This is a genomic window from Hahella sp. KA22 (assembly GCF_004135205.1).
In the GTDB taxonomy this organism is placed as follows: domain Bacteria; phylum Pseudomonadota; class Gammaproteobacteria; order Pseudomonadales; family Oleiphilaceae; genus Hahella.
The window spans coordinates 199,465-218,992 of record NZ_CP035490.1 but is presented as its reverse complement, the minus strand read 5'-3'; the positions used below and the strand labels follow the sequence as shown (position 1 = coordinate 218,992).

The following is a 19,528-nucleotide window of genomic DNA, read 5'->3' as shown; positions in this document are numbered from 1 at the left end:
TCCTCCTGGACGGCTGCCCCGCCTGTGCCTGGCGGTATGTGCGGGAAACGCCGCAATGCAGTTGCGGCGCGCCACATCAGTTACGGAAAACTGGGATCAGCGTTTGAACCAGCCTGAAATCTGATCCAGCCAACCTTTTTCGTTGGCGGCTTTCTCAGGCGAATCCTCTCGGTCCAAATGCATGGCGGTCGCTTCCGACAGACCCGGGGGAAGGTCATATTTCTCCTTGTAGGCGTCGATGCACATCAGCATCTTGCCATAAGCCTCCGAATCCTCGGTTATGCCCCGTAATTCGCAGATGCGTTTCACGGATAGCTCGAACGCTTTCTCAAAGCCATGCTTGTCCACCGATACCGATTTAAACAACGGCTTCCGCCCAGGAAGCTTCACCCGTAGTTTAAATTCCGTGGCGGGCTTGCGGCCCTCCCGATGCCGGGTTTGCAATTGCAACCCGAGGATGGTGCCATCCTCGTGGATCAATGTATCGCCTTTCAACATCATGAGCTGACGAACGGCGGACTGCCATTGTTCCAACCGCTGATCGATTTCCTTCGCCTCTTTCATCGCCCTTTTCATGGCTGATTTCGAGGCCCCTTCAACCCGCACGTAGCGTTGTTGCTCGCGCCCGTTGATGGCGCGGGTAATTCGCAGGTAGGTACGAGTGCTGTCGCTGCTGTCTTTGAAAACGGTAATGCCCATATCAATTCACTTTGCTTGAGGAATGAGGAGCTTTATCAAGCTGATTTCGTATAACGAATTCAGAACTGGATAGTTTTCGAAGAATTGAATATCAATACGCTAAAGCGGTGGTATTGGATCAACCTTGGCAACTATCTATCAGATAACGCTTCCCAGTCCATACAATCTCCCTAAAGATGTTGATACCAAACCGAGGGGCGCCACAAATGATACCGCTCCGATAAGTCCTTGTTCGGATCTTCATTCATAACGCACGATTACTGCTGGTGATCGGCGGCGCGGAATGCGCCTGACCCACTATAAGAGACGACTACAATAACGTCACACCTATCAATATAACCACACTCCGTGATTTTTCAAATAGGCTTCATGAGTACATATGTAAATAATGTCTATTCGTTCGAAATCAAGCTAATTTTAGAAAGTTAAGGAAACTTTAATGCAAATAATTGGTCCTATATTCGCATGTAATTACAGGCCTGTAGGGGTGTTTCATGGCAGCGACGTTTTTGCCAGCGTTTGTGGCGATCATCGCCATTTTCAGTATTTTTCTCTCGCCGCGCGCAAAAAGTGACGGCGCTTTCTTCAAAGGCCTCTCACCGGATGGCCGCCAACCCAGCTTAATAACGCTGATATTTTCACAGGTCACCACCTGGATATTCGCCAGATCCCTGATGAATGCGGCGATCCTGGGATATTACTATGGCCTGTGGGGCGCATTGGCCTACGCGGCCTATTACCTTTCTTTTCTGACTGGCGCGGCCATTATCGACAGTCTGCGATTTCGTCACGGTTGCGACAGCGTTCAGGAATTTTTACGGTTGCGCTTCGGTGGCGCAGGCGCCTCTTGTTATAACCTGGTGATTGCAATTCGTTTGGTCAGCGAAGTATTCGCCAATTTATTAGTGATCGGCATTCTCTTCGGCTCCGATGGCAGCCATGCCTATGTGATCGCCATTCTCGGATTTTCCGCCATTACGCTTCTGTATTCAGCATTGGGCGGCCTGCACGCCTCTTTGCGTACGGATGTCTTTCAGATGGGCGTCTTTTTGGTTGTGCTTGCTGCGCTGATAGCGATAGCCCTCACTGCGGACGACTTTAGTTTCGCGACCCTGTTGTTCAAACCCTTCGTCATTGACGACCCTGGTCCTGTCCTGCTGGCGGTGGCGCTGTTGCAGATATGGAGTTATCCCATGCATGACCCGGTCATGATGGACCGCGGCTTTCTGGCGGACCGGCAAACCACGCGGAAGAGCTTTGTTCATGCCGCCTGGATCAGCAGTCTGTGCATTACCTTGTTCGGGTGTCTGGGCGTATTCGCCGGCGCGCAGGCGCTGCAGGGCGAAGACATGAACGCGGCGCTGACCCGATTGCTGGGGGAAACGCCGATGCTGATATTCAGCGCCGCGCTGGTGGTGTCCGCGATGTCTACATTGGATTCCACGCTGGCCAGCTCCGCCAAGCTGGCGGCGGTGGATATGGCTTTGTTGCGGCCAACGCTGGCTAACGGCCGCGTCGCGATGGCGTTGTTCATGGCGGCCGGTTTGCTGTGCGTCTTCTTCGGCGGCAAGGACCTGTTCGCCGCCGTGGCGGTGAGCGGAACCGCTTCCATGTATCTGACTCCCGTGGTGTTTTTCTCTTTGTGGCGCGATTGGCGTGATGTGCCGCTATGGAGCTATTTAACCAGCTTCTGCGTGGCGGTAGGGGGCGCGGCGCTGTATTTCACCGAGTCGTCCGGATATAGCAACCTGATTGAGCCGCTTTTCGGCGTTAGTCACAAATACAGCAAACTGTTGCTGATTTCCCTGGTCGTGATGGCGGTGGGATGCGCCGCTTTTTGGGTGGGGGCGCGCTTTCCGTTTCGTTCGCCCCGGACGCCGCAACCGGTGCTGGAGTGAAGGCGGATCTCATGACCTTGATGCAAAAGACGCTTGATCTCGGAACCTTCGATGACGCTGTCATGGTGTTTGGCGGTCCCTACGGCAACCTTCAGGCGACCCTGGCGTTGCGCAAGCAGGCGGAGGCGTTGGGCCTCACCCCGGATCGAATCATTTGCACCGGGGATGTCGCCGCCTATTGCGCAGAGCCGCAGGAGGTGGTGGAGGCTTTGCGCGACTGGGGCGTGCAGGTGTTGATGGGAAACTGCGAGGAGTCGCTGGCTGAAGACGCCGCCGATTGCGGGTGCGGATTCACCGCCGGCAGTCAGTGCGCGGTGCTGTCGGAAGACTGGTACAGCTACTGTCGACAGGCTTTGTCCGCGGAGGCCAGGGCCTGGATGGGGGCTTTGCCCCGTCGTATCCGGTTTCAATTTGGGCCCTGGCGCGCAGCGGTGATACATGGCGGCGCCGAGGTTCTGAATCGATTTATCTTCGCCTCCACCGCCATTGGGACCAAGCGGGAGGAAGTGGCGCACTGCAATGCGGATCTGATGATCGCCGGCCATTGCGGCATTCCCTTCACCCAGGCGATTAATGGCGCGATCTGGCATAACCCGGGCGTCATCGGCATGCCCGCCAATGATGGCTCCCCGGATGTGTGGTGGGCGTTGCTGAGGTTGGATAGCGAGGGACGCCTGCGTATTCGCCACCATCGCCTGAGTTACGATTATCGCCTCGCTCAGGAGAGGATGCGCCGCAGCGGTCTCGATAATGGCTACGCCAGCGCGCTGTCCAGCGGATTATGGCCCAGTATGGACGTGCTGCCTCCTGCGGAGCGCGCGCAGCAAGGCGCACTTCTCTCTTTTCCCGAGGAACTGGTGTTTCAGGCGAGAGACGCCTGCGACAGCGCCGACTGCACTAACCAGATTGTGTAGGCGGCGTAACAGGCGATCAGCAAACCGCCTTTGGTGCGGTTGATCAGCCCCTGGTTAGCGCGGCTATAACAGAATGCGAACAGGGTGATAGTGAGGAACCCCATGACAGGGAAATCCCGATAGAGAATATCCGACTCCGTGGTCAATGGGTGGATAGCGCCGGCGATGCCGATAACCGTCAATGTGTTGAACAGGTTGGAGCCGATGACGTTGCCCAGGGCGATATCGTGCTCTCCCTTGCGGGTGGCGGCGATGGCGGAGGCCAGCTCCGGCAGCGAGGTGCCGATGGCGACGATGGTCAGGCCGATAATCAGATCGCTGACGCCGAAGAATGAGGCGGTCTCCACCGCGCCCCACACCAACATGCGGGAACTGGCGGTGAGCAGCACCAGACCCACCACGAGCCAGAACAGCGCCATTTTCAGGCTCATATGATCCTGTTCGTATTCCGATTCCAGCTCGCCCACCAGCGCGTCCCCATCTCCCTTTAGCCCGGTCATGATCGACCAGCCCATCACTACCACGAAAATACCGAGCAGGATGAAGGCGTCGGTTCTGCTCAGGTGTTTATCCAGCAACAGCAAGATAGCGACAGCGCTGACGCCGATCAGGATGGGTAGCTCTCGTCGTACGATGCCGGACTTAACGGCGATAGGGCTTAACAGGGCGGTGACGCCGAGGATCAGAGCGATATTGGTGATGTTGGAGCCGACGGCGTTACCCAGCGCCAGACCGGGACTGCCCTCCAGCGCCGCCAGGGCGGACACCACCATTTCCGGCGCCGAGGTGCCGAAGCCGACGACGACCATGCCGATCAACAGCGCGGGCATGCCGGCGTGTTTGGCGGTGGCGGCGGCGCCGTCCACAAAACGGTCCGCGCTCCAGAGCAGGACGATTAACCCGACGAAAATAGCGGCTGCGGCGATCAGCATAGGCTCCTCAATGCGGCGTTAACGTTGAGGGCCGTAATCTATCAGATACTTAGCGCCAGCCCAAGGGGAGGCGTCAGGGGCGCCAGCTCGACTCCACTTGGGTATGTTGGCGCAGAAAATCGCGCATGCCGTCTGCTGGTAGCGGCTTGGCGACATAGTAGCCCTGGATCAGATCGCAGCGATGCAGACTGAGGAAATCCAGTTGCGTGCGTTCTTCCACGCCTTCCGCCACCACCTCGATACTGAGCTCTTTGGCCAGCGCCAGAATCGCCTTGATGATCGCCCGACCCTGGCTGTCGTGATTGATTTTGTCGACGAAGGATTTGTCGATTTTGAGCTGGTCGATGGGCAGGTCGCGCAGAGACGCGAGCGAGGAGTAGCCGGTGCCGAAGTCGTCCATAGAGATGCTTACTCCCAGGTTCTTCAGCGCGTTCAGTTTGTCTACGCCCACTTTGCCGGACTGCATCATGGCGGTCTCGGTGATTTCCATGTCCAGGCAGTCCGGGTTCAGGCCGCTTCGGGCCAGCGCCTCCCGGGTGACAGCGACGATATCGGTGGCGCTGCCGAACTGCAGCGCGGAAATATTTACTGACATGCGGATTTCATCCAGGCCCTCGGCCTGCCATTGCCGGCACTGGCGGCAGGCCTCCTTCAACACCCAACTGCCGATTTCTATGATCTGTCCGGTTTCCTCCGCAATAGGAATAAATTCCGCCGGGGAGACAAAGCCGCGCTCAGGATGACGCCAGCGCAACAGCGCTTCGCAGCCAGTCACGTTACCCGCCAGCGCGGACACCTGAGGTTGATAGTACAGCTCGAACTGTCCTTTCTGCAGGGCGCTGCGAATGTCGGTGATAATCTGGTGGCGCTCCACCGCCATCTGGTTCATTTTCGTGTCGAAATACTCGAACCCATTACGGCCCTGGCGCTTGGAGTGGTACATGGCGATATCCGCACACTTCAGCAACTCATGGGCGTCTTTGCCATCTTCCGGATAGACGGCGATGCCCACGGAAGCCCCCAGCAGGAAGCTGTGGGATTCAATGATAAACGGCGCCTGCATGGCGTCCAGCAACCGCTTGACAATGTTGGAGATATCCATGGGTGAGTGGAGATGGTTGACCACGATAGCGAATTCGTCGCCGCCGATGCGCGACATCTTGGTCGCCTCCATGGCCTCATGTTGCGCGGACATATCCGCCACCAGATCCTCGGCGCGCAAGACGTTGTGCAGGCGTTGGGAAATTTCCTTCAGCACCAGGTCGCCGGCTTCATGGCCAAGTGAGTCATTAACGTCCTTGAAACCGTCGATGTCGATGTACAGCAGGCCAAGGCGGAAATTATGCCGCGCCGCTTCGGTAATGGCGCGATGCAGGAACGCGCCGAACGTATGCCGGTTGGCCAGCCCGGTCAGGCTGTCGTGATAGGCGATGAAAGTCAGTTTGGACGCCGTGGCGCGCAGGTTGCCGTCCATGTTCTTGAAGGCTCTGGCCAGTTCGCCGATTTCATCCCGCCGTCGCAGGGTGGACTGAAAATCCCGCGCGGCTTCCGGCGGGGTTTCCGCATGGCTTTCGCCCAGTATCTGCGCCAGCTGGGTGACCCGGGAAATCGGCTTGATTAGCTGTCCGTGCACTACGCTGAATATCAGCGCACTGGTAATTACTATGAGCACCAGGGTCAGCCAGGCGACTTGATTAGCCAGATAGAAGGCGTTTTCCTTGAGCTCGCTCATCGGCCAGACGCCGACAATACGCAAGTCGGGCAGCACTTCCTTTTGTAAGGTCAGATAGTAATTGCCGGGCTCGCCAATAACGACCGCCGCCCCGTCTTCAGAGGGAGGGGGCAGATGCTTGAATATTTCGCGGTAGCCAGAATGATGCGCTCCATCTTCCGGCAGATAAGGCGTTCCTGATGCGTCGACCAGCATTACGTGGCCGTGCTTGCCGATATGGGTGGACTGAATGTTTCTGGCGATATCGTCCAGGCGGCTGGCGATCACCAGACTGCCGGCGCGATCGCTTTCATCAATGGTTCTCCAGTCCGTGAAAGTGGATAGCGAAATAGACGCCCCCACCAGAAGCAACGGCGCCCCTGAGACAGCGCGAATGACGCAGGTCTTTTCTTTTTCAGGCTGACCCCTGTCCGCGTTGATCCAGGCCTGCGTTATGGCGTCGGCGTTGTCTTTGAATGCGGCCTGGGGAAGGCTGGTTTGCGGCTTGCCGTCAGTATCCAGTATCCGCATATCAATGTATTCAGGGAAAATTTCCTGATAAGAACGAAACAGCTCCAGCACGGGGCGATAAAACAGGAAGAAGCGCTGTTCCTCGTCGTCAGTCATGAAGTACTGACGGATCAGATTTGATTTGGAGATCAGGCGCAGATTGCCCTGTGCGACATCGACCCGGCGTTGCAGGTTCGCCTGGGCTACATTCAGCTGGTCCACCAGTTGATCATTCACCTGCTCCAGAAAGTTTTCCGACTGGCGGTGATACAGCAGCAGTCCCGCGACGATCAGTGGCAACATGATCAATGGCAGCAGCATCAATGTAATTCGGGTTTTCAGTTTGAACATGCGTTACTGAGACGTGATGGTGACGAAGTCTGCGATCACTCTCCGCATCGTCGAGGCGGGAAGGCGCTCTAATTGCTCAAAGCGCGCAAGGCTCTTGGCGGAGGGATAAATCACGGGGTTATTAAGAAAACTTTTGGGCAGTCGCTGCTCCGCTCCGATATTGGCGGTGGCGAAAAAGATGCTCTGTGTATTGCGGGCGTTGATCTCCGGATCGTGAATAAAGTTGATGAGCTGCAACGCGAGATTCTTGTTGTTGGATTTAGTCAGGACGGCGATGGAATCCAGCCACAGGCCGCTGCCTTCCATGGGGTAGACAAAGTCGATGTTGGCGTTGCGCTGCATCAGGTTCAAAGCGTCGCCGTTGTAGGCCATCGCCATCCACACTTCGCCGCTGAACAAGTCTGCGCCTTCGCCGGCCAGGGGGTTGCGGTAGGCGCGAACGTAAGGACGCTGTTTGCGCAACAGTTCCGCGGCGGCGCTCAGTTCGTCTTCGTCAACGGAGTTGACGGAATACCCCAACGACTTCAACGCCATACTGAAAGCCGTCGTGGCGGTGTTGATGACCAGGATTTTGCCCTTCAGCGCCTCCACTGGGCGAAACAGGTCCATCCATGAGGTCGGCGGTCGCGGCGCCAGATCCTTGCGATAGATAATGCCGATGCTGCCCCAGGCGTAGGGAACGGTCTGCAGCTCCTGCGGGAGATCCTGTTTTTTCAGGGGGTAGCGTACGTATCTCAGGTTGGGCAGGTCGGATTTGCGGAAAGTTTCCAGCCAGCCTTTGGCGTGATAGGGCTCGCGCATCAACTCATCAAAGACCAGCAGGTCGAACCCGGCCCCGCCGGTGTTGGCCATGATCAGATCGCGTTCGTCATCGTCCTCATAATAGACCTGTCGCACTTTGACCTTGTATTTGGCCTCAAAGGCCTCGATCACCTCGGGAGCCATGTAATCTTCCCAGGTGAGAATCACCAAAGTATCCTCCGCAACGGCCGTCGCACTGGCCGCAATGCCTGATAACACGAGGCATAAAGTGAGCGCGAGGCCGCCTCTTAACAAGGGCGTGAAAATACGCATGCTGATTCCTGAAAGTCCCCGTCAGGTCCGCCGTAAACCCGGGAATGGCGGGCGCTGGTGTTTTTCTTGGTTATAGTGAGTATAGATGAGTCCGTGAAGATGGCGTCGGCGTGCGATCTTTTTTCATGGAAGGGCGAAGGCATTCTGGCTGACATGTCTCACCAAATCAGTAAGATAGGCGCTTTGTGATGGCGGTTTGAGGTGTTAAGGGAGGGACATGATCGCGAAGCGATGCCGCGGCGGATGAAGAATCGTAAGTCTTGCCGATGCGATCACGATATGTCCGCCTGATGCGGACAAAAAACAGGAGGAAGCGTGCAGGGTGTGATTTTTATTGGGTTGCAGGCGAGTGGAAAGTCCTCGTTTTATCTGCAGCAGTTTTACAGGACGCATCTGCGTCTGAATATGGATATGTTGAAGACCCGGCGACGGGAGAACATCCTGCTTAGCGCATGCATTGAAGCCAAACAGTCGGTGGTCATCGACAATACCAACCCGACCCGGGAAGGGCGCGGCAAGTATATCGACCTGTTTCGGCGTGGACGTTTCAGCGTGGCGGGTTATTACTTCAGCTCCTCTTTGGCGGACTGTATGGCTCGCAATAGCGGCAGAGAAGGCAAGGAGCGAATTCCCGATGCCGGACTGCGCAGCGTTTACGCAAAGATGGAATTGCCGGAATACGCGGAAGGGTTTGACGCGCTGTATTACGTCCGGCTCGACGATGGTGAATTTATAGTGGAAGAGTGGCGCAGTGAAATTTAACGATCTCGATAAAAAGATGCGGGTATATGAGACCGCCCATGATTTTTGCGTGTTGCCTGGCATGTACATAGTGGCGCGCATTGACGGCAGGGGATTCACCAAGCTGACCAAGGAAGCGCACGACTTTGAAGCGCCTTTTGATGTGCGTTTTCGGGACATGATGGTGGCGACAGTGGACCATCTGATGAACAGCGGATTCAACATTGTTTATGGCTACACGCAAAGCGATGAAATTTCGCTTTTGTTTCACCCTGACGACAACAGCTTCAACCGCAAGGAGCGCAAACTCAACTCCCTGCTGGCCGGAGAAGCCAGCGCTAAATTCAGTCTGATGCTGGGAGACATCGGCGCGTTTGACTGCCGTATCTGCCAACTGCCGAATCCGCGTCTGGTGGTGGATTACTTTCGCTGGCGTAACGAAGACGCCCATCGCAATGCGTTGAACGCCCACTGCTACTGGGCCATGCGCAAAGAGGGCGTAGACCCGGAAACCGCCACGGCGAGATTGAGCAAAGTCTCCATCGCCAATAAAAACGAACACCTGTTTCAAAAAGGCGTTAACTTCAATGAACTGCCCAATTGGCAAAAGCGCGGCGTGGGAATGTACTGGGAACAATACGAGAAGGAAGCCCTCAACCCAAAGACCGGCGAGACCGTAACGGCTATGCGTAAGCGACTCAAAGTCGACTACGAACTGCCTATGAAAGATAAGTACAGCGCATTTATCGAAACGGTGATCCTGCAACAATAGAGAACCCGGACGTGCTGCTTGCTCGCAGTGATCCGGACAAGCCTGGGACGAGCTGGGATATTGGGTAGTGCTGGGATATTGGGTAGTGCTTGTTTGTTGGAGGGTGACGCTCTGGGAAGTCCTTCGACAGGCTCAGGACGAACGGGGTATGGCAGGTGAGTTTGGAATTTTGCGGTGGTTTGTGAATTTATGGTGAGACGCTCTGGGAAGTCCTTCGACAGGCTCAGGACGAACGGGGTATGGCAGGTGAGTTTGGAATTTTGCGGTGGTTTGTGAATTTATGGTGAGACGCTCAGGGAAGTCCTTCGACAGGCTCAGGACGAACGGGGTATGGCAGGTGAGTTTGGAATTTTGCGGTGGTTTGTGAATTTATGGTGTGACGCTCAGGGAAGTCCTCCGACGGGTTCAGGACGAACGGGATATGGCAGGTGAGTTTGGGATTATGTGGTGGTTTGTGAATTTATGGTGTGGCGCTTTGGGAGGTCCTTAGACAGGCTCAGGACGAACGGGGTATGGCAGAGCAAGAGGGATAGATATGATGAAAGGATACCATTCGGAATGTTGTGAGGCGCTTCCCCCTAGAACCCCGCCCATTTTATTAGTAATACTTGCTGTCGCCCTAATGATCCACCGTTCGTCCTGAGCTTGTCGAAGGACTTTCCAGAGCGATGAATATCAAAAAGGAGTTTGAGATTGAGTTTTTTCACCTACATCCTGAAGTGTGCGGATAACAGTTATTACACCGGACACACGGAGAATCTTGAAGCGCGTATTTACCAACATAATCAGGGTGTGTTTCCTGATTGCTATACGTTTAACCGTAGACCTTTGACGCTGGTTTATTCTCAAATGTTTGCGACGCGTGAAGAAGCCTTGGCCTCAGAGAGACAGATCAAGGGATGGGGTCGGGCGAAGAAGGAAGCGTTGATTAATGGTGATTGGGAGGCGGTGGTGCGTTTGTCCAAGTCCAGGGATAAATAGTATTGGTGGTCGCTCTGGAAAGTCCTTCGACAGGCTCAGGACGAACGGGGTGTGGCTGGGAGTGTAGGATTATTCTTTTGGGCCTTGGAATTGTATTTGTGGTGCTCTGGGAGGTCCTTCGACAAGCTCAGGACGAACGGTGCATCATGAGGATTCAACAGTGTATTGCTATGACGAAAGGGATTGGGATCTTCAAAAGGAGTGCGTCGGGATATTTGGAGGTTACTCCGCTCCTCCAGACTTTACCCAATATAACTCCGTCCACACCAATATCCAGCTTGTCGACCTCACAGAGCCCTCCAGTATCCACCGTTCATCCTGAGCCTGTCGAAGGACCTCACAGAGCCATACTATCCAGTATCCTGAGCCGTTCATGGACCTCACAGAGCCTGTCGTTCATCCCGAGCCTGTCAAGGGGCCCACTGAGGCATGTTATCCAGTATCCGCCGTTCATCCTGAGCTGTCGAAGGACCTCACAGAGCAATGCTATCCAGTACCCACCGTTCATCCCGAGCCTGTCGAAGGGGCCCACTGAGCCATGCTATCCAGTACCCACCGTTCATCCCGAGCCTGTCGAAGGACCTCACAGAGCCATGCTATCCAGTATCCACCGTTCGTCCTGAGCTATCGAAGGACCTCACTGAGCCATGTTATCCAGTATCCGCCGTTCGTCCTGAGCTTGTCGAAGGACCTCACAGAGCAATGCTATCCAGTATCCACCGCTCGCCCTGAGCCTGTCGAAGGACCTCACAGAGCCATACTATCCAATATCCACCGTTCGTCCTGAGCCTGTCGAAGGACCTCATAGAGCCATGTTATCCAGTATCCGCCGTTCATCCTGAGCCTGTCGAAGGGTCCCACTGAGCCATGTTATCCAGTATCCGCCGTTCGCCCTGAGCCTGTCGAAGGACTTTCCAGAGCGTCTCATTAAAAGAACGCCGCCAGCGCTGTATCGAACAGACTGGCGGTGTTGTTACGAGTGGTACGAGCTATTCAGCGCCCATCTCACCATTCATCATCGTCAATAATCACCGGTACTTCCGTATAAGCGCCGCCTTTTTGGGTGACGCGGACCACGTAGTAGCCGTTGACGCTGTAGTTGTGGGAGACGGTTTGTTGTGAGCCCAGGTTATTGAGGGCCACACGGGTTCCGTCGCCCCAGTCTACGGTGTAGTCGCGGGGATGTCTGGAGACGATGTCGCTGACGCAGCTGCGGATGGAGACCGGCAGGTTGACCTTGGTCGGAACAGCTGTGTCGTAGGCGGGACGCAGTTCCGGGGACAGGGCGGTGCTATAGGGATTCAGGAAGTCGAAGAAAACCAGCCCGGTGCGCCAGATCTGCCAGTATTGCGGACGCAGAATATAGGCGCCGAATACCTTAGCTTCAGCGGTCAGGCCGAAGCGAAAATCCACGGTTCCCAGTGCGGCGTTGACCGTTTCGCGAACGCCGTTGTTGTCGCCATCGCCACAGAGGTTGCCGTAGTAGCCGAACAGCTCAATGGGGAAAGACGGTTTGGCTCCGACTTGTGCATACAGGAACCACTCGCCGTAGACGATGCCTTTCGCCGCCACTTGCAGATAGGGCTCCAGGTTGATCTTGGCGCTGATTTCCGCGCCCAGACTGTTGCGCAGGTCGCCGCTCAGATTCTGGTGATGCGCGCTGTTCTTGGTGCAGGAATGGGTGGTGCAGGTGTAGTCAAAATCACCCTTGTAACGGAGGGGTTTCACTGCGGCGATCTTGCCGGTGGCTTGTACCTGAATATTGCCGGTGCCTACTTCGATAGGCAGCTTCAGTTTCACCAGGACAGGAACCGGGCCGACAAAGAACACGGTTTCCATCAGCTTGGGTTCGGCGATTTCCCAGTTGAGGTTGCCGAAGTCGTGCTTGGCCACGCCGGTCAGGCTGAACTCCCCGGAGACGTCGTAGTTGGACTTGGCCACCACATGACGCACTTTGAACTTATAGGGGATGCAGAATTTGCGCTTGTACTTGTAATGCAACTCCAGGCGCACGTCGGCGTCCACGTTCATATTGCCTGCGAAATCAATGTAGGCGTTGTCTTGACCAAAACGTTTATTGTGGCTGAACGTCTTGTCGATGCTCTTATCGAAGGACTTACTTTTATCCTTCCAGCCGCCGCATCCGAACAGACGTGCGGAGCGCGCGCCTAAAGGACTCTCGTCTGTATCAGGCTGCAGGCCGAATTCATCCATATAGAGCTGCGCTTCCGCCTGGGAGGTCAGGTTGGCGCCGCGGCGGTCGATGATCCAGGCGTCGAAGGTGTCGGCGAAGGGGCGATCCTCACCTGTGCGGTTGGCGGTGAGCCAGTTGCCGTTATCCTCGCGGATTTCCTGCTCCAGCTCCTCTTTTTCCGCCTGCGGCAATCCGCCGTACAAATAGGCGTTTTCAACGCCTTCGCTGCTGTGGATATAGTAAAGCTCGACGTTGCGGGACAGGCCCTGATCGTCGGTAGTGGTGATCTGTTTAAGTTCGAATCCGTCGCCGGATATCAGAACGGTTTCGTTGACGCTCGTCTCAGCGCTAGCCGCGCCGGAGATCAGGAAAGACAATGCAAAACCGGCGACCGCAAGCTTTTTGCAAAAGCCGGCCAGGGAACGGTGTGCGGACATAATGAATTCCTTTGGGAAGTTCGGGCGCGACAAGGCGCGCCCGTACGGGGTAATGGCTAATTGTCTGGTTGACTGGCGCTAGCGCCTTAGATCACCAGGGACCGTCCGGATCGCACTCGCCGTTACAGGTGTCCTTGTCGGCGATGGTTTTCGCCGTGCCGCCGCTTTGCACCGCCAGCGACTTCAGCTGACTGATTTCATCCGTGGGCATGGTGCGCGCCAGGGAGCTGCGCTCCATATCCGACACCGCCAGCATTTCTTCCAGATTACCCAGTTCAACCAGATCTTTGTCGGCTCTGGCCGCACGCAGTCCCACGTTGCCGCTGACAAGAATATCCACGTCGAACTGGATGACAGGGTTAGCCAGGATCTTCGGCTTCACCTTGTTGTCCACATAGTTGGCGCCGCCGCATGTGCCGGACGCGTTCTCGCCCGCATCAGTGACGATGGTCATCATCAGTTTGTCGCCGTCAGCGTAGAGGCTGCGCAGAGAGTCGGCGCTTTCACACAGGGCATCCCCCAGGGCGGTGTTGCCGGAGCAGGAGACGCCGCTCAGGTCGGAACGAAGCTTATTGAGGAATGTGTTCCACTGGGTGCTGCCAACCGGAAGTACGGACGCTACATGCTGATAACCGCCGCTGATGGAGCGCAGTGAACCGCGGCCGTCGAACACGCGGATGTCCAGATAATCGCCGTTGAATCTGCTGACGAAGGAAGCGGCCTTGGAGACCATCAACGTCTTGCCGAATTCACAACGACTGGCGCCGTCCCAACGTGGGGAAGCCATCGAACCGGTTTTATCGAATAAGAGCACACCGCGGGTATCCGCCGCTGCGGTTCCCGCCATGGAGCCTAGTAGCGCGGCGCCGCAAAGAACGCCCAAAGTTAACTTTTTCATGAAGTTTCCTTTTCCTATATGCCGTAAAAATTGTTGTTGTATCTGCGCCCTTGAGACGCCCGCTCAAACTAATGATTCGTCGCTGTGAAAACCTGAAAAAGTTTTGTAAACGCAAGGAAAAAACCTGAAATTTTTGTTGAATTTACGGTTATCGCGGGGGAGCGAAGCGCTGGCGATAGCCAAAAGAAGTAAGCGGTAGCGCAAAAAATACTGATAGAATGGCGCGTTCCAGCCACGGCGTTGGAAAGAGGCCCGCTACATCAAATAATGACTGGCGCCAAGTCATCACGGCGACTGTCCGCCGATAATCAACCAGTGGACCTCAGCGTAGAAAAGGAATAACAAGGAAATGGAAAATGGACGGCAAAGGGACGGACTTGGAAGTCGCTTCTCCTATTCTGCATACGCGCGGTAAAGAAGCCTTTGACGACGCGGTGGAAGAATACAACATCGCCGGCGTCTGGTTATTCAACCCTCGCAATCAAACTATCGCCCGGGCCGATGGCCTGGTTCATCAGGTGCGCGCAAAAACCTGCGACGTGCTTGTTTTATTGATTCGACACCACGACCGGGTGGTGACGACGGAAGAGTTTTTCGATCAGGTATGGGAAGGACGTTTCGTGGGTGAGAACGTCCTTAAGCGCAGTATTTTCGAACTGCGCCATATTTTCGAGGATAAATCCCGCGACTACATCGCCACTGCGCCCAAGCGCGGTTATCGGCTGAAAGCGGCGGTGGCGCGAGTGCGTCCCGATCCCCCAGAGCCACAACCACAAATCCAGCCCCAACCGCCATCTAAGCCGGAGACGACGGTTCCGCTCGCCCCTGTCAGCGCCGAGGCGGAACAGGCGCAGCCCGATGTCAGGGTTTCGCCTGCGCCAATCGATATAGAGCCTTCCAGTCCGATTCGTTCCCGCTTTGATTTCAAGCGTCTGGTCGTTGGCGGTTTCTTTTTATTTCTGCTGATCTGGGGAATGGCGCAGAAGCAGGCGTTGCGACAAGCGCAGGATGAGAATCTGCAACTTCAGAACGGCTCAGCGCAAATGAGCCGTTTCATGCTGGATATGCTGGCGCGTTACAAAACCACGGGCAGTCGTCATGAAAGCGCGCTGAAAGCAATGCTCGACGAAGAGCGCCCCCGCATTGACCAACGTAAACTGTCTCCGGCGGAACGCCTGCGACAGTTACGTTTCCTCGCTGCCTGTTATCTGGCCGGCGGGCATTACGCTGACGCGCGTATGGTATTGGATCAAAGCGTCAGAATGGGGGAGGAGATTCATGGTAAGGACGCCGAAGAAGTGATTCGCATAAAGTTCGCGCTGGTGGAAACCCTGGTGGCGATGAACGAAAGACAGGCGGCGTACGACACGGCGCGTTATACCCTGGACCTCATCCGATCTGCGCACGAATCGGATAAAGAGCTGCTGGGAAGTGGATATTACTGGATGGCCATGGCGCAGCTGGAGTGCATCTATCCCTATTGCGATCGCCCAAAAGCGTTGGCGTCCGGGAAACAGAATGCAGAGATGGCCATCGCCCTGTTTTCTGAGAGCCTTGGCGCGGACGCTACGGAGACCGGCGACGCGCTTTGGCTACTGAACTGGTTCGTCAGGGACAGTGCGCGCAAGGTGGAAATCAGTCGCCGCGCCTTAGACATCTATCTGAGCAATCTGGGGGAACTGGACGAGAAAACCGCCGCGGCTTATGCGGAACTCAGTCGCACCCTCGCCACCTGGGGCGGCGACCTGGAGTCCGGAGAGCGCTACATGCTGAAAGCTCTCGCGATACGGCAGAAGTTATACCCCGAAAATCATTACCAAGTGGGCAAAACCTATCGCTATCTGGGCGAACAGTACATGTTCATGAACCAGCCCGAGCTTGCCGCTGGATATTTCGCCAAAGCCTCTACAGTGATCGGCGCAGTGAAAGGCGCCGGCGACCCGGAAAACCTGGAGGCGCTGATGTGGCTGGCGAAGGCCTATTTGTACAGAGATAAGTTGACTCTGGCGGAGAGCGCTATCGCGCAGGCGATGGATATTATCGGCACCCATCAGATCACGCCGCCCTATTATCTGCTGCAGGAAATGAAAGCGGTGGAGATGCGGGTGAAATCGGAAACGCTGGCGCGAGAAAGCAGTCTGGATGAACTGATGGCGGACATTAAACTCAATCGCATGCTGGGACTGCAGGCGAAAAATACCTTCGCCACGGCGGTGGTGGAGCATGAGTACCAGACCCTGTTGTTACGCAAGGAGCCCGGTTGGCTGGACGAAACGCGCTACATGGACACCTTCAATCTGTTTTTGGATGATTACCTGCGTTTGAATCGTTATTTCGTGAGGCCGGATCTGCAGTTTGTCGCCGCCCGCAGCATGCGCTTGTGTCGACGGAAAAGCGAGGCGTTGTGCGGCAGCGTGAGAGACGCTCTGCAACGCCGCAACCTGGAGGCGCCGGAGCAAATCGTCGCTCACTCTGACTCGGCGGAGCTGGTGAGAACCAGTGTAGTCGAATCCTTTTGAATTCATAAAACTGTCGCACAAGCGTCACTTAACTGACCTTAAGTTGAAACGCGCTCCCTCTCTAATAGCCGGGATTTTTCATTTCAAAACATCAAATTCCGAAAAAACAGGCTGATTCCCTTCCAGCGACTACACTGTCCCGGAGGTGAAGCGGAAGTCGCCTGCACAATACGGCAACGAGGGGGAGGGAAACATGCAACCCAGTCATCACAGGTTTGCTGCGGCATGCCTGGCGTTTTTATTGGCGCTGCTCGCTGGAGCGGCGTCGGCGGAAATCAAACCTTATCTGCAAAGTCCGACGGACACATCAATCTGGATTTCGTGGAAGACCGCGTCCGGCTCCGAGTCGAAGGTCGAATACGGCGTCGCGGCGGATCGTCTGGACCAAAGCGCCAACGGCGGCGTGCAGTCGTTAAGCTCGGACTACCAGTATCACGGCGTGCAATTACAGGGGCTGCAGGCGGATACGCTGTATTACTATCGGGTGAAAACCGGCTCGGAAATTTCCGCGGTGTACCGCTTTAAAACCCAGCCGGCGCGGGGCGATGGTTCCGGCCACTACCGCATTCTGGTCATGGGCGACCATCAGATCCGCAACGAGAACCGCTATGAACAGCTGGTGAAAGCGGCGAAAGCCAAACTGGAAAACAAATACGCTGAGCCGATTGAAGAAGCCGTTAACCTGATTCTCAATGACGGTGATCAGGTGGATGTTGGTACGCTGGATCACTACGCCAACCTGCACTTCGCGCAATCCGCAGCGATTTCTCCGAATGTGCCCATCATGACCACCGTGGGCAACCATGAATACTATTATGATGGCGACCTCAACAACTATCGCGCCCACTTTTTCTACGACGGTCTGAGTTATCAGGGCATTTCCGGCGCGCCCAACGAAAGCTACTACGCCTATCAAGTGGGGCGGCTGGTGGTCATTCACATGAACAGCATGAAGGCGGACGCCGTGCAGCAGAACTGGTTGACCCAGGTGGTCGCCGCTGCGGATGCAGACGCCAGCGTGGACTGGATTATCAGCATTATTCACCACCCCTATCAGGCGGAGCAGTACATTGGCGACATCTCCCATCCGCTGCGCGACGCCTGGATGGCGATTCTGTCCAGCTCGCAAAAACATGTGCTTAATATTGGCGGACACCATCACCTGTACGCCCGCGGTCAGACCCGGGAGTGGCCGTCCTATCACATGATTTCCGGCGGCACCGCCTGGGATCAGTATTGGGGGCAGTCCACGGAGCAGGATTTCGACGACGTGCAGAAAACCATCGCCAATTGGGCATGGCAAGTCATCGACCTTGATCTGCCGGCGCGGGAAATGACGGTGGAAACCTATGCGGAAGCGCATCCGTTGCTATACAAAACCAAAGGTTTTCATTACAACAGCCGGCTTATCGACTCCTTCCACCGCAAACTGGATTTGCAACAGCCTTATCAGCCGAGCATCGCCACGGAAGTGAAAGGGCCTGTCAGCCTGCCTTTCGTCTTTAACAGCTCGCCTTTCAGCAGCGGCGAGCCGGAAGAGATGAACAGCACCCAGTTTCAGATCGCCGCCGATGCAGGTTTCAACGATCTGAAAATCGATAAAATCCGTGATTTTGAAAATATCTTCGGAGACACCGGCGCGCCGGAATATGAGCCGGTGGATATCCACGCGGGGGTGGATATTCTGGCTTGGGAAATTCCCGTCAATGGCCTGCCCAATGGCGACTACTACATCCGCGTGCGCCATCGCGATAAAAACATCCTCTGGTCAGACTGGTCCGAAGCCAAGGCGTTTACTGTCTCCGGCAGCACCGATGGCGAGCCGGGTCTCAGCGTCAGCAAGGACAAATATCAGAGCGGCGAAGATGTGGTGGCGCACCATCAGAATGGCTACGGCAACCCAAAAGACTGGGTGGGCGTGTATAAAAAAGGCCAGGTTCCCGGCGCCGTGCGCGCCACCAAATGGTCCTACGTGAACGCTCCGACCGGCAGCGTTACATTCAGCGGCCTTGCCGACGGCGAGTACTTTGTAGGTTTCTTCGAGAACGACGGCTATTCGGAAATGGCGGAGCGCGCTTATTTCTACATCGGTCCGGTGGCGGAGCTGTCCATGACGGACACGGAATACGATGAAGGAGAAACGGCGACAGTCAGCTGGAGCGGCTCCAGCGGCGGCGCCAAGGACTGGATCGGTGTATATCGCGTGGGCGAAGTTCCCGGTCAACAGTCTTCCAGCGTATGGAAATATGCGCCAGAAACCGCAGGAACCGTGGACTTTTCCGGTCTGGCTAAAGGCTATTACTTCGCCGCTTTCTTTATCAACGACGGTTATACCGAAGCCTCTAACCGGGTTTATTTCTCGGTCGGCGATCGTATTGCGGAACTGAGACTGTTGAAAACCCACTTTGAGTCCGGTGAGGACATCGTCGCCAACTTCAGCGGCGGTCCCGGCGTCGCCAAGGATTACATCGGCATTTTCGAGAAGGGCGCCGTGCCGGGTCAGACTGGCAGCGAGTTGGTGGCGTATTTGTATTTTGACGGCGCCGCCAGCGGCAGCGTCACCTTTACCGATAATTTACCTGACGGCGAGTATTTTATGGCCATGTACACCAACGACTCCTACACCGAAGTCTCCAATCGGGTGACTTTCAGTGTCGGCGAAGCGGCGGTGGCGGGAGATCTGAACGGTGATGGCGTTGCGGACAGCGCCGACCGGGATCTGCTGCGCAGCATGTTCGGAAAATGCGATGGCGACGCTGGGTATCAGACGGACGCGGACTACGACGGAGACGGCTGCATTGGTCGTCAGGATTACCGGTTGTGGTACGCGATGTTCAAGAGCGGGGGCTGAGGCCCCGGCTCCTCCGGTTTCGATAGCTTTTACTATTCAGTAGTCA

13 protein-coding genes are annotated in these 19,528 nt (G+C 55.8%); 7 read left to right on the top strand and 6 right to left on the bottom strand.

Annotation, left to right across the window (positions count from 1 at the left end):
* Positions 1 to 96: 96 nt before the first annotated feature.
* Positions 97 to 699 (bottom strand): hypothetical protein, encoded by a 603-nt coding sequence (locus EUZ85_RS01035; RefSeq protein ID WP_011400375.1) that lies wholly within the window; start codon positions 697 to 699, stop codon positions 97 to 99.
* A 494-nt stretch (positions 700 to 1,193) separates the two neighbouring features.
* On the opposite strand from EUZ85_RS01035, the gene EUZ85_RS01030 reads away from it, so the two are divergent.
* Both EUZ85_RS01030 and EUZ85_RS01025 read left to right on the top strand, forming a co-directional pair.
* Positions 1,194 to 2,597 (top strand): sodium:proline symporter, encoded by a 1,404-nt coding sequence (locus tag EUZ85_RS01030; RefSeq protein ID WP_127974099.1) that lies wholly within the window; start codon positions 1,194 to 1,196, stop codon positions 2,595 to 2,597.
* A gap of 11 nt (positions 2,598 to 2,608) precedes the next feature.
* Positions 2,609 to 3,511: a metallophosphoesterase gene (locus tag EUZ85_RS01025; RefSeq protein ID WP_127974098.1), complete on the top strand. Its 903-nt coding sequence runs from the start codon at positions 2,609 to 2,611 to the stop codon at positions 3,509 to 3,511.
* Here the strand turns inward: EUZ85_RS01025 and EUZ85_RS01020 are convergent.
* From EUZ85_RS01020 to EUZ85_RS01010, 3 genes are all read right to left on the bottom strand, one after another.
* Positions 3,460 to 4,443 (bottom strand): calcium/sodium antiporter, encoded by a 984-nt coding sequence (locus tag EUZ85_RS01020; RefSeq protein ID WP_127974097.1) that lies wholly within the window; start codon positions 4,441 to 4,443, stop codon positions 3,460 to 3,462. The genes EUZ85_RS01025 and EUZ85_RS01020 overlap by 52 nt on opposite strands.
* A gap of 73 nt (positions 4,444 to 4,516) precedes the next feature.
* Positions 4,517 to 7,015 (bottom strand): EAL domain-containing protein, encoded by a 2,499-nt coding sequence (locus EUZ85_RS01015; RefSeq protein WP_127974096.1) that lies wholly within the window; start codon positions 7,013 to 7,015, stop codon positions 4,517 to 4,519.
* A gap of 3 nt (positions 7,016 to 7,018) precedes the next feature.
* A complete protein-coding gene (locus tag EUZ85_RS01010) occupies positions 7,019 to 8,089 on the bottom strand; it encodes a spermidine/putrescine ABC transporter substrate-binding protein (RefSeq protein ID WP_127974095.1) in 1,071 nt (356 codons plus the stop codon).
* 315 nt (positions 8,090 to 8,404) lie between these two features.
* On the opposite strand from EUZ85_RS01010, the gene EUZ85_RS01005 reads away from it, so the two are divergent.
* The 3 genes from EUZ85_RS01005 (at position 8,405) to EUZ85_RS00995 (ending at position 10,583) form a co-directional block, all read left to right on the top strand.
* Entirely contained in the window at positions 8,405 to 8,851 is a 447-nt protein-coding gene (locus EUZ85_RS01005; protein ID WP_127974094.1) for an AAA family ATPase, read from the top strand.
* Complete coding sequence (locus EUZ85_RS01000; RefSeq protein ID WP_127974093.1) at positions 8,841 to 9,602, top strand: tRNA(His) guanylyltransferase Thg1 family protein; 762 nt, start codon at positions 8,841 to 8,843, stop codon at positions 9,600 to 9,602. The genes EUZ85_RS01005 and EUZ85_RS01000 overlap by 11 nt, the downstream gene beginning before the upstream one ends.
* 693 nt (positions 9,603 to 10,295) lie before the next feature.
* The gene (locus EUZ85_RS00995; RefSeq protein ID WP_127974092.1) at positions 10,296 to 10,583 is read left to right on the top strand and encodes a GIY-YIG nuclease family protein; all 288 of its coding nucleotides are present in this window, start codon (positions 10,296 to 10,298) and stop codon (positions 10,581 to 10,583) included.
* A gap of 1,005 nt (positions 10,584 to 11,588) precedes the next feature.
* On the opposite strand, the gene EUZ85_RS00990 is transcribed toward EUZ85_RS00995, so the two are convergent.
* Both EUZ85_RS00990 and EUZ85_RS00985 read right to left on the bottom strand, forming a co-directional pair.
* Positions 11,589 to 13,214, bottom strand: a complete 1,626-nt coding sequence (locus EUZ85_RS00990) for a PKD domain-containing protein (RefSeq protein WP_127974091.1) — start codon at positions 13,212 to 13,214, stop codon at positions 11,589 to 11,591.
* Between the two features lie 91 nt (positions 13,215 to 13,305).
* The gene (locus EUZ85_RS00985) at positions 13,306 to 14,112 is read right to left on the bottom strand and encodes a hypothetical protein (RefSeq protein WP_127974090.1); all 807 of its coding nucleotides are present in this window, start codon (positions 14,110 to 14,112) and stop codon (positions 13,306 to 13,308) included.
* A gap of 356 nt (positions 14,113 to 14,468) precedes the next feature.
* On the opposite strand from EUZ85_RS00985, the gene EUZ85_RS00980 reads away from it, so the two are divergent.
* Both EUZ85_RS00980 and EUZ85_RS00975 read left to right on the top strand, forming a co-directional pair.
* Complete coding sequence (locus EUZ85_RS00980) at positions 14,469 to 16,631, top strand: winged helix-turn-helix domain-containing protein (protein ID WP_127974089.1); 2,163 nt, start codon at positions 14,469 to 14,471, stop codon at positions 16,629 to 16,631.
* Positions 16,632 to 16,824: 193 nt separating this feature from the next.
* Positions 16,825 to 19,482 carry a fibronectin type III domain-containing protein gene (locus EUZ85_RS00975; RefSeq protein ID WP_127974088.1) on the top strand — a complete coding sequence of 886 codons (2,658 nt, stop codon included), beginning with the start codon at positions 16,825 to 16,827 and terminating at the stop codon, positions 19,480 to 19,482.
* Positions 19,483 to 19,528 lie beyond the last annotated feature (46 nt).